Origin of the sequence: Actinophytocola sp. NPDC049390, assembly GCF_044466355.1 — a bacterium.
Lineage (GTDB): Bacteria > Actinomycetota > Actinomycetes > Mycobacteriales > Pseudonocardiaceae > Actinophytocola.
This window is the reverse complement of the sequence record NZ_JBITMQ010000001.1, coordinates 415,432-426,090: the sequence shown is the minus strand read 5'-3', so window position 1 is coordinate 426,090 and position 10,659 is coordinate 415,432. Positions and strand designations below refer to the sequence as shown.

12 protein-coding genes are annotated in these 10,659 nt (G+C 71.7%); 8 read left to right on the top strand and 4 right to left on the bottom strand.

All coding sequences use genetic code 11. The features are described from left to right. Window positions 1-112: 112 nt before the first annotated feature. Window positions 113-1,219, bottom strand: coding sequence for an endonuclease (locus ACIBVP_RS01870; RefSeq protein WP_396104908.1), 1,107 nt, complete (start codon window positions 1,217-1,219; stop codon window positions 113-115). Between the two features lie 227 nt (window positions 1,220-1,446). Between ACIBVP_RS01870 and ACIBVP_RS01865 the strand changes: the two genes are divergently transcribed. From ACIBVP_RS01865 to ACIBVP_RS01855, 3 genes are read left to right on the top strand one after another with little or no spacing between them, the layout of a single operon-like run. After that, a complete protein-coding gene (locus ACIBVP_RS01865) occupies window positions 1,447-2,289 on the top strand; it encodes an SDR family NAD(P)-dependent oxidoreductase (protein WP_396104050.1) in 843 nt (280 codons plus the stop codon). After that, window positions 2,286-2,819, top strand: a complete 534-nt coding sequence (locus ACIBVP_RS01860) for a carboxymuconolactone decarboxylase family protein (RefSeq protein ID WP_396104049.1) — start codon at window positions 2,286-2,288, stop codon at window positions 2,817-2,819. Before ACIBVP_RS01865 ends, ACIBVP_RS01860 begins: the two co-directional genes overlap by 4 nt. Then, window positions 2,816-3,439: a TetR/AcrR family transcriptional regulator gene (locus ACIBVP_RS01855; protein ID WP_396104048.1), complete on the top strand. Its 624-nt coding sequence runs from the start codon at window positions 2,816-2,818 to the stop codon at window positions 3,437-3,439. Before ACIBVP_RS01860 ends, ACIBVP_RS01855 begins: the two co-directional genes overlap by 4 nt. Here ACIBVP_RS01855 and ACIBVP_RS01850 read toward each other — a convergent pair. Then, entirely contained in the window at window positions 3,360-4,091 is a 732-nt protein-coding gene (locus tag ACIBVP_RS01850; RefSeq protein WP_396104047.1) for a lysoplasmalogenase, read from the bottom strand. The genes ACIBVP_RS01855 and ACIBVP_RS01850 overlap by 80 nt on opposite strands. A 153-nt stretch (window positions 4,092-4,244) precedes the next feature. On the opposite strand from ACIBVP_RS01850, the gene ACIBVP_RS01845 reads away from it, so the two are divergent. The 5 genes from ACIBVP_RS01845 to ACIBVP_RS01825 all read left to right on the top strand — a co-directional run bounded on the left by ACIBVP_RS01845 (window position 4,245) and on the right by ACIBVP_RS01825 (window position 9,797). Then, window positions 4,245-6,392, top strand: a complete 2,148-nt coding sequence (locus tag ACIBVP_RS01845; RefSeq protein ID WP_396104046.1) for a nitrate- and nitrite sensing domain-containing protein — start codon at window positions 4,245-4,247, stop codon at window positions 6,390-6,392. After that, entirely contained in the window at window positions 6,389-6,811 is a 423-nt protein-coding gene (locus tag ACIBVP_RS01840) for a roadblock/LC7 domain-containing protein (RefSeq protein WP_396104045.1), read from the top strand. Before ACIBVP_RS01845 ends, ACIBVP_RS01840 begins: the two co-directional genes overlap by 4 nt. Continuing rightward, window positions 6,808-7,974: an ABC transporter substrate-binding protein gene (locus ACIBVP_RS01835; protein WP_396104044.1), complete on the top strand. Its 1,167-nt coding sequence runs from the start codon at window positions 6,808-6,810 to the stop codon at window positions 7,972-7,974. Before ACIBVP_RS01840 ends, ACIBVP_RS01835 begins: the two co-directional genes overlap by 4 nt. A 127-nt stretch (window positions 7,975-8,101) precedes the next feature. After that, complete coding sequence (locus ACIBVP_RS01830; RefSeq protein WP_396104043.1) at window positions 8,102-8,521, top strand: YciI family protein; 420 nt, start codon at window positions 8,102-8,104, stop codon at window positions 8,519-8,521. Window position 8,522: 1 nt separating this feature from the next. Beyond that, window positions 8,523-9,797: an RNA polymerase sigma factor gene (locus ACIBVP_RS01825; protein ID WP_396104042.1), complete on the top strand. Its 1,275-nt coding sequence runs from the start codon at window positions 8,523-8,525 to the stop codon at window positions 9,795-9,797. An 82-nt stretch (window positions 9,798-9,879) separates the two neighbouring features. On the opposite strand, the gene ACIBVP_RS01820 is transcribed toward ACIBVP_RS01825, so the two are convergent. Both ACIBVP_RS01820 and ACIBVP_RS01815 read right to left on the bottom strand, forming a co-directional pair. After that, complete coding sequence (locus ACIBVP_RS01820) at window positions 9,880-10,296, bottom strand: TIGR03668 family PPOX class F420-dependent oxidoreductase (RefSeq protein WP_396104041.1); 417 nt, start codon at window positions 10,294-10,296, stop codon at window positions 9,880-9,882. A gap of 22 nt (window positions 10,297-10,318) precedes the next feature. Then, window positions 10,319-10,594: a DUF2087 domain-containing protein gene (locus ACIBVP_RS01815; protein WP_396104040.1), complete on the bottom strand. Its 276-nt coding sequence runs from the start codon at window positions 10,592-10,594 to the stop codon at window positions 10,319-10,321. Between the last annotated feature and the right edge of the window lie 65 nt (window positions 10,595-10,659).

The following is a 10,659-nucleotide window of genomic DNA, read 5'->3' as shown; positions in this document are numbered from 1 at the left end:
CCCGTACCCCGGGGGGGGGGGGGGGCGGGGGGGGGCCGGGGGGGGGGGGGTGGGGGGGGGTTTTGGGGGGGGGGGGGGGGGCCCCCCCCCCCCCCCCCCGGCAGGCAGTGCCCTAGTTCCAGATCGATGTCGCCCATTCCGGGTGGTCGACGAACGGGTTGCGGTTGTGCTGGAACTGGTCGTAGATGACCTGGTTGCGGCGTTTCTCGAAGGCGTCCGGCGGGTCCTGTGCGTTCCACGACAGCAGCACCGACAGCCTGCCCATGTACGGGGCGCTGCCGTTGCTGACCGAGTCGTTCATCTCCAGGTCCGCGAAGCCGTCGTCGCCGTCGTAGCGGACGGCCATGTAGAAGATCATCCTGGCCACGTCGCCCTTGACGGCGTCGCGCGGTTCGAACGAGTCGGCGTCGGTGTAGCTGTCCGGGGCCTCGCTCACGGGCGAACCGCCGTTGTCGAAGTCCTTGTTGCCGCGGATGCTGTTGACGGTCACGTCCGTCGGACGCAGGTGGTGGACGTCCGTGCCGGGACCGGTGGCCGTGCCGAAGTCGCCGTGGGACTTGGCCCAGACGTGTTCGCGGTTCCAGTCGTCCGGGTCGCCGCCGTTGGTGGTCTTCGACTGGGAACGCCCGGAGTACAACAGGATCACGTTGTTCGTGTTCGCCGGGTCCTGGTCGGTGACCCTGAGCGCGTTCCACACCTGGTCGTAGGACAGCTTCGAGTTGGTGCTGATGATCGAGTGCAGTTCGGACTTCAGCGCGGCGCCGGTGAGGCCGATCGCGGACCGGTAGTAGGTGTCGTCGTAGTCGCCGTCACCGCCGCCGGGTGGCGGTTCGGTCGGCGGCGGGGTCGTGCCGTCCGCCGGAGCCATCGCGGTCGGGGACTTCAGCCCCGGATGGGAGAAGTACGCCTCGAGCACACCGGTGACGTCGAGCCGGTCGCCCATCAGGTCCGGATTGGACCTCAACCCGTAGTCCGCGCGGAACGCGCTGGTCACCTGTACGTAAACCATTCGTGCCGTGCTCGTCTCGCCGGGACTGTCGGCGAGCGCGATGGCGTAGTCGGACGGAAAGCCCGACGTGACAACGGTGTTCGTCGCCGTCGGCTGCCCGACCACGTAACCGCGGACGGTCGCGGACACGCCGGTCTGGCGGCCGATGGCCTCCGCGACGGTGAGTGGTGTGGCAGCGGCCGCACCGGACGGAACCTGTAATACGGCCATGGCCAGCGCGGCGCCCACCACGGACGCGAGCAGCGGCCATCGCCTCATGCGAACTGTGTGCACGAGTGATCCCTTTCCCCGACTGTGAGGGAAGAGTCGCATGAAATTTTCCACCCAGAACCGGCCGAATGGAGTAGTTGGCCAGGGTTTTCGCAGATGGGAATCCCTTGCCCGCGCAACGAAATCTTTATGAACACCAATGTTCGCAAAACTGCTACGGTGGTCGCATGAGGACGCTGAGCGGACGCCGGGTGCTCGTGACCGGCGCGGCACGTGGCATCGGCGCGGCCCTGGCCCGCAGGCTGCACGGACGCGGCGCGCGGGTCGCGCTCGCCGGGCTCGAACCGGACGGGCTGGCCGCCGTCGCGCGGGACTGCGGCGACGCGCCGTGGGCGGAGTGCGACGTCGGCGACGGCGCCGCGGTACACGCGGCCGTCGACGAGCTCGCCGCCCGGCTCGGCGGGCTGGACGTGGTCGTCGCGAACGCGGGCATCGCACGGCAGTGGTCGGTGCTGCACGGCGACCCCGAGGTGCTCGCGACCACTTTGCGAGTCAACACGTTCGGTGTCTGCCACACGATCCAGGCCGCGGCCCGGCACGTCGCCCACCCCGGCGGGTACGTGCTGGCCGTGTCCTCGCTGGCCGCGGCCGTGCACCTGCCCCTGCTCGGCGCCTACAGCGCGTCGAAGGCCGCGGTCGAGGCGCTCGGCGACACCGCGCGGCTGGAACTGGCGCCGACCGGCGCGCGGGCCGGTGTCGCCTACTTCGCCGAGCTGGCAACGGACATGACCGCGCGCGGCTTCGGCACCAAGGCCGCCGCCGCGTTCTTCGGTGGGCACCGCACCCTCAGCCCGGTCACCCCGCTGCCCGTCGCCATCGACGCGCTCGAGCGCGGCATCCGCAGGCGGGCCGCACGGATCTGCGCACCCAGGTGGACGTGGCCGATCCTGATGGCACGCATGCCGGCGCAACGCGCGATCGCCCTGCGTGCGCGAGGCTCACGGCTGCGGGAGGCGCTGGCGATCGCGGCGACCGAGGACGTCGGGTTCACCACGGAGCAGCCGGAATGACCGGGCCGCGGATCGCCCCCGGCACCCGCCGCGAACTGGGCTGGTTCGGGTGGACGTTCTCGCGGCTGGCCGGGCTCCGCACGGGTACGACACCGCCCGCGGTGTTCACCGTGCTGGGCCGCAACCGCAGGCTGTTCCGCCGGTGGCTGCTGTTCGCGGGTGCGCTCATGCCCGGCGGCAGGCTGCCGCGCAGGGACACCGAGCTGGTCATCCTCCGCGTGGCGGCGCTGCGCGGCAGCGCGTACGAACTGCGACAGCACACGAGGATCGCGCGGACCGCCGGGCTGACCGCCGAGGAGGTCGAACGCGTTCAGGAAACCGGTGCCGCGTGGGAGGGCCGCGACGGCGTGCTGATCGCGGCGACCGATAGCCTGGTCGGTGACCGCGACCTCGACGACGAACGGTGGCGCGCGCTGCGCGCCGAGTTGTCCGAAGTGGAATGTCTGGAGTTCTGCCTGCTCGTGACCCACTACGACCTGCTGGCCACCGTGCTCGGCACGCTGCGCGTCCCCCCGGACGAGCCGAGGTGAGCCACACCCCCCTGCCACGCGGCCGGCACGGGCTGACCAGGGACGAGGTCCGGGAGGCGCAGCGGGCGCGGCTGCTGCTGGGCATGGCCGAGTCGGTCAGCGAGCACGGCTACCCGCGCACCACGGTCGCGCACGTGCTCAAGCGCGTCCACATCTCCCGCGAGACGTTCTACCAGCACTTCTCCGACAAGGAGGACTGTTTCCTCGCGGTGCTCGACGAGTCCGCGCGCCTGCTGGCCGCGACGCTCGCCGCCGACGCGGGACCGGCGACCGGGCCCGCGCTCCCCCGCCTGGAACGCGTGCTGACCACGTACTTCACGACGCTCGCCGAGCAGGTGCCGTTCGCGCGGGTGTTCTTCGTCGAGTCCTACGCGGCGGGGATTCCCGCGCAGCGCAAGCGGGTAGAGGTGCAAGAACGCTTCGTGGACCTGGTGGTCATGGCCTTCGCCGGTTCCCCGGAGTGGCGGGCGCTGCCCGACCCGGCGTTCGCGTGCCGCATCGTGGTCGGCGGCATCAGCGCGCTCGTGTCGGCCGCGCTGATCAAGGACGAGGCGGACCAGCTGCGCGACGCGGCGCCGAAAGTGGTGGCACTCCTGAGACATCTGTTCCCGTCGGCGTGAGGTGCGAACGCACCACACCCGCCGCGATCAGCGCCTGTCCCGCGAGGTAGGTGACCATCACCCAGAAGCCCTGCACCGGCGGGGCGTACCAGTCCGCGAACGCCCCCAGCGCGATGAGCCCGTCGGAGACGAGGAACACCGCGCCGCCGCCGGCCGTCAGCGGATGGACGCCGGTCGCCAGCACGGCCATCAGCGTCAGGCACAGGCCGTAGCAGACCACGGGCACGAGCGACCCGCCGGCGCCCGGCACACACAGGACGAGCAGCACCACGAAGGCGAGCACGTACCCGGCCAGCGCGGGCCGTCGCAGCGCGGAACGGCGCCAGAACGGCCAGAACGCGACCGCGTAGGTGATCTGTGCACAGAGGAACAACGCGACCATGACGAGGAACCGGGTGCCGCCCTCGAACAGCGCCGGGACGGCGTCGCCGAGCCAGGAGAAGCCCAGCGCGACCAACAGCAGTCGCTGCAACCGGTTCCGCGGGCGCCGCGTGGCATACCACACCGCGCCCGCGAGCGCGGGCATCACCAGCCACTGTGTGACGGTGGCGACGGTGCCGGCGCCTACCAGTTGAGCGGAAAGGTGTGCGAATGCGAGCGCCGTGAACAGCAGGAGAAAACCCTTCAACGGCACGGCGTCGTGCTGTCTCATGTGGATGCTCCTGCTCGCGTGTTCCACAACATGATCACGATTTCCCTCGAAAGTGTTGCACGATACTTCGAGAACAGGGTAGAAATTCCCCACTCCTGAACCCCCTGCAGATCACCCACACCTGCGCCCGTTCGCCATCGAGGGGAGCACCCTGTGAGCCTCGCGCGGAAACTGGCGCTGCTGGTCGCCGTGCCACTCGTCGCCGTCATCGGTTACGCCGCACTGGCGCTGGTCACCAGCGTCGGCCAGGCGGTGGACAGCGGCCGGCTCGCCGACGAGGTGTCGCTCGCACGCACCGCCGGTGTGCTGACGCGCGACCTCCACCGCGAACGGCTGGCGTCGCTCGCGCTGCTGCAGAGCCCGCCGACCGACGAGCAGCGCGCCGACTTCCGTGCCCTGGCACGGAAAACCGACGCCGACGCCGCCGGTTACCGCGGCCAGCGGGCCGGGCTGGACACCGTGCCCGGCCACTTCTCCGACGTGCTCGAACGCATCGACACCGGCCTCGACGGCCTGCCGGGGCTGCGGGAACAGGTGCTGTCCGGCAGGAACGCGAACCTGTCCGCCATCACCTTCCGGTACCGCATCATCGCCGCCGACCTCGCGACGCTGCGCGAGCAGGTCTCGGCGGGCGCACCCGCCGAGCTGACCGGTGACCTGCGCGCCGCGGCGCAGCTGTCGCGCATCACCGAGTACATCGGGCTCCAGCAGATCGCGGTGCTGCGTGCCGCCGCCGACCCGTACCTCACCCCCGCCGCGAACGACGAGGTGCGGGCCGCCCGCGCCGGGGTCGTCGACGCCGCGTACGCGTTCAGCCAGGGCGCCCCGGCGAGCTGGCGCGGCTGGTACGACCGGGCGCGCGTCGGCGACGACGCCAGGTCGGTCCAGGTCATGGACGACGCGGTCGCCCGCATGCAGCCCGGCCAGAAGGTCACGCTGGACGACGCGGCGTGGAACGCGGCCATGAACGCGCACCTCGACCAGCTCGCCGCCGTCGAACGGCGGGTGGACGACGCGGTGGTCGCGTCGGTCGAGGACTACCGGGACGGCCAGGTGCTGCGCTCGCTGATCCAGGCGGCGGCGGTGCTCGTCACGCTCGCCGCGGCCGTCGTGGTCGCGATCTGGCTCGGCGCCCCCATGATCCGCGGGCTGCGCCAGCTGCGGACCGCGGCGCACACCGCCGCGTACGAGAGCCTCCCCGCCGCCGTCTTCGCGCTGCGCGGCCGCAACGCGCTCGGCAGGGCCACCCCCAGGCAGTACGCCGACGCGGCGAACGACGCGGTCGCGGTCCGCGGCACCGACGAGATCGCCCAGGTCGGCAAGGCGTTCAACGAGCTCAACCACTCGGCGATCCACCTCGCGGCGCAGCAGGCCGCCATGCGCGACCAGATGGACGAGATGTTCGTCGCGCTCGCCCGGCGCGCGGAACGGCTGACCTCGGCGTTGATCGCGCAGGTCGACCTGACCGAGCGCGAGGAGCAGGACCCCGACCGGCTCGCGGCGCTGTTCGTGCTGGACCACCTGGCCACCAGGATGCGCCGCACCAACAACAGCCTGCTCATCCTCGGTGGTGAGGGTTCCGCCCGCGTGCGCAAGGAACCGATGAGCTGCCACGACCTGCTGGGCGCGGCCGTCTCGCAGATCGCGCGGTACCAGCAGGTCGACCTGCACAGCGAGGTGGACCACCAGAACCTCGACCGCGTCATCGCCGCGGAGATGACCGACCACCTCGCGCACCTGTTCGCCGAGCTGATCGACAACGCCACCGCGTTCTCGTCACCCAACTCCCGGGTGACGGTCGTCGCGGCGCCGTCGGGGGACGGCGCGGTCGTCACCGTGACGGACAAGGGCATCGGCTTCTCGTCGGACGCGCTGGCGGCGGCGCGGGCCCGGCTGGCCGACCCCGACCAGAACCCCGGCGCGGTGCGCGCGATGGGTCTCGCGGTGGTCGGACGCATCGCGTCCTGGTACGGCATCGACATCGACATCCGCTCGGCCGCCAAGCAGGGCACGGTGGTCAAGGTCGGCCTGCCGCCGAGGGTGTTCACCCGGCGCGCGGACTTCGACTGGTTCCACGGCCTGGCCAGGGCGGCCGCGCCGAGCCGGATCGCGACGGCCACGTCAGCCGGGTCGTCCGCCGGTGCACCTGCTGGGGCGGCGGTTCCGTCGGCGGGCACGGACCGACGCGACTCGGCGAAGATCTCTGGGGTCATGACAGCGTTCGCGCGGGGCATCGGTGCCCATCGCGCCGCGAACGGCAAACCGGACCGGCCGACCCCAGATCTCGTGGAGAAGAGTTGACGAGGGAACTGTCGAACATCGACTGGCTGTTGAACGACTTCGCCGACCGGGTCACCGGTGTCACGCACGCGGTCGGGGTGTCCGCCGACGGCCTGCTGGTCGCCGCGACCCGGTCGCTCGCCGGAGGTGGTGGCGAGCAACTCGCCGCGATCGCGTCCGGGCTGGTGAGCCTGCTCTCCGGGGCGGCGCGGCTGCTGTCGGCGCAACCCGTGGCGAGCAACCTGACCGAGATGAACGGCGCGTTCATGTTCTCCATGGCGGTGAGCGACGGCGCGTCCCTGCTGGTGGTCGCGGACCACACGTGCGACATCGGCCAGGTGTCCTACGAGATGGCGGAGCTGATCAACAAGGTGGGCCCCGCGCTGACGCCCGCCGCCCGCAGCCGCACCATGGCGCCGCCCGAGAGGGCCCAGTCGTGAGGCGTGTGCCCGCCCTCGTCACGGCGGTGTGCGCCGCGGTCGCGCTGCTCGCGACCGGGTGCACGGCCGAGGAGGGGCCGCCGCCCATCCGCGTCGGCCTGCTCACCGCGCTGTCCGGCACCCAGCAGGCGCCGGGGTCGGACATCCGGCAGGGCTTCCTGCTGTACCTGGAGACGCACGGCAACAAGCTCGGCGGGCGTGAGGTGGAACTGTTCACCGCCGACGAGGGCGAGAACGCGTCCACGTCGGTGCCCGCCGCGGAGAAGCTGGTGCAGCAGGAGGAGGTCGAGGTCCTGGCGGGCACGATCTCCAGCGGCGCGTCCGGCGGGGTCGCGGAGGTCGCCACCCGCGCGCGGATCCCGTTCGTCGGCGCGAACGGCCGCCCGAAGATCGAGGACACCACCTGGGTGTGGCACACCAGCTTCCTCACCGAGGACTTCGGCGCGTCGCTCGGCCGGTACATGGCGGAGGAGATCGACGGTCCCGTCTACGTCCTCGGTCAGGAGTTCGTCGGCGCGTACGAGGGCATGCGGGGGTTCCTGCGTGCCTTCCGCGCCGCGGGTGGCGTGCTCGCCAACCCGGACGGCAAGCCGACGCTGACCCCGATGTCCACGAAGGACTACCGGCCCTACCTCGACGCGGTCACGGCGACCGGCGCCAAGGCCGTGTACGGGTGGTACGTCGCCAAACAGGGCGTCGACTTCCTGAAGCAGTACCCGACGTCCGCCGCGGCCGGGCTGCCGCTGTACGGCAGCGGTGCGACGGAGGGCACGAAAGCGCTCCCCGCGATCGGCGACGCGGCGATCGGGGTGCGGTCGGCGTTCCACTACGCGCCGAACCTGGACAACCCGGCCAACCGCGCGTTCGTGGCGGCGTGGGACACGAAGCACCCGGGCGTCGTGCCGTCGGGGCTCGCCGTGTCGGCCTACGACGCGGGTGCCGTCCTCGACCGCGCCATCGCGGCCGCGGGCCCGACGGCGGGGCCCGCGGAGATCAACAGAGCGATCGCGGAGCTCGGCAAGATCGACAGCCCCCGGGGCGAGTGGGAGTTCGGTCCGAAGACGCACACGCCGGTGCAGAAGTGGTACCTGCGCGAGGTCCGCCGCGACGGCCGCTCGCTGTCGAACGCCGTGATCCAGGACCTGGTGACGCTGGGCGGTTGACCCCGCGTGAGCCGCGCTGGGAAAAATCCGCGAGGAAAGTCCGGCCCCGTGTCGATCCCCGGTGTCGGCCGTTCGACCCAGGGGTGAGAGGGTCCGACAGGGACCCGGCCACACCAGGGAGACAACCGTGAAGTACATGATCGTCTGGCGCGCCACCGACGAGGCTTTCGCGCAGATGGGGAACGTCGACTTCAACGAGATGATCGCGACGATCGGCAAGTACAACCAGGAGATGATCCGGGCGGGTGTGCTCGTCGCGTCCGAGGGGCTCGACGACGCCAACGACGGTGTGGTCGTCGACTACTCCTCCGAGCCGCCGGTGGTGACCGACGGGCCGTACGGCGAGACCAAGGAGCTGTTCGGTGGGTTCCTCATCCTGAACGTGGCCTCGAAGGAGGAGGCCGTGGAGTGGGCGAAGCGGTCGCCGATGACCGGGCCCGGCTTCAAGGCCGAGATCCGCCGCGTGACCGAGATCGACGAGTTCCCGCAGGACAACGAGTGGATCCGCAAAGAGCGCGAGTGGCGCGAGGCCACCGGTCAGCTCTGACATGACCGACCCCACCGGCCGCAAGGCCGTCGCCGCTGTCTGGCGGATCGAGTCCGCGCGGATCGTCGGTGCGCTCGCGCGCTACACCGGCGACTTCGCGCTGGCCGAGGACCTCGCGCAGGAGGCGCTGGCCGAGGCGCTCGTGACCTGGCCACGCGAAGGGGTGCCCCGCAACCCGGCGGGATGGTTGCTGACCGTGGGCAGGCGGCGGGCGATCGACGCGTTCCGCCGCCGCTCCGCCCTCGACGACAGGTACGCCGCCTTCGCCCGTGAGCTGGGCGAGGGCGGCGCCTTCGCGGGCAGCGCGCAGGACAGCGACGACGCCGAGCTGTGGGATCCGGACCGGATCGACGACGACGTGCTCGCGTTGATGTTCACCTCCTGCCACCCCGTCCTGTCGCGCGAGGCGCGGGTCGCGTTGACGCTGCGCGTGGTCGGCGGTCTGACGAGCGACGAGATCGCGAAGGCCTTCCTCGTCCCGACCGCCACCGTGCAGGCCCGCATCACCCGGGCGAAGAAGACGCTCGGCGCGGCCGGGGTGCCGTTCGAGGTGCCCACGGGCGAGGAACGGACGGCCCGGCTCGGCTCGGTGCTCAGTGCGATCTACGTGATCTTCACCGAGGGTTCGACGGCCAGCTCCGGCGACGACCTGATCCGGTTCGACCTCGCGGGCGAAGCGCAGCGCCTGGCCCGCGTGCTCGCCCGGCTGGTGCCCGACGAGCCGGAGGTGCACGGCCTGCTCGCGCTGCTGGAGCTGACCGCGGCCCGCTTCCCGGCCCGCACCGGCCCGGACGGCGAGCCGGTGCTGCTGGAACACCAGGACCGGAGCCGGTGGGACCGGGCGGCGATCCGCCGCGGCCGGGCCGCGCTGGCACGCGCGGAGAAGATCGGCCGCGGCCTGGGCGCGCACGGCCTGCAGGCGGCGATCGCCGAGTGCCACTCGATCGCGCCGTCGGTGGACGAGACGAACTGGGCGCGCATCGTGCTCCTGTACGAGGCGCTCGGCAAGCTCGGGCCGTCGCCGGTGGTCGACCTCAACCGCGCGGTTGCGGTCTCCATGGCCGACGGTCCCGCCGCGGCGCTGGAGATCGTCGACGGACTCGTGGCCGCGGGCACGCTCGCGCACTCGCACCTGCTGCCGACGGTCCGCGGCGAACTGCTCGCCCGCATGAACCGGCCGGCCGAGGCACGCACGGAGTTCGAGGCCGCGATCCGGTTGTGCGCCAACGAACGCGAACGGGCGGTACTGACCCGCAAGCTCGCCGACCTGAGCTGACCTTCCCGGATCAGCCCGTCACCCCGCGAGCCACGGGGTGCACGCGCTGGAACCGGAACCCCAGCTGGTCCAGGGGCCCCCACTACCCGACGTGCGCCCAGCCGCGCCACGTGCTGACGTCGACCCAGATCACCGGGCCGGGTGGCGGTCGCGTGAGGTACTGGTGGTACTTGGCGGTGAGCCAGTCGACCGGTTCGACGACCTCGGCGCCGGTGCGGATCGTGGCGACGCCGTCGGCGCGGACCCACCACAGCCGCGACCAGTTCTCGTCGTAGTGGTCGGCGAGCAGGCTCACCCTGGGGTTGGCCCGGATGTTGCGCAGCCGCCGCAGATCGTTGCTCTGCTTGGGTTTCCGGTCGACCGCGAGCACGATCACCGTGCCGCGCACCGCGAACACGACCGGCACGAGGTGCGGCTGCCCCTGCCCGTCGACGGTCGCCAACCTGGCGACGCGCGCCGCGCCGAACAGTGACCGGGCCCGTTCCTCGTCGAGTCGCATCGTCTCCCATTGTGCGCCTGGTTCAGGCGAACACGTCCACCCAACCACCCGAACGCCAGTACACACCGTTCTCGCGGGTGAGGAAGCCCTCGTCGACGAGGTGGCGGCGGACCGCGACGTGGTCGGTCTCGCCACCCTCGCACCACGCGCGCAGCACGACGTCGACCTCCTTCTCGGGGAAACGACGGCCGGGCTCGAACGAGAGCACGAGGTGCTCCAGCACCACCCGGCGCCGGGAGCGGCGGGCGGGCAGCCGCACCAGCCTGCCGTCGGACACGAAACCACGCAACGGATCCACGTCCGCACCATGGCGCGACCCGAGGTCGTGGCGCAACCGAAATCCGGTTCTCGGCCGATCGGCCG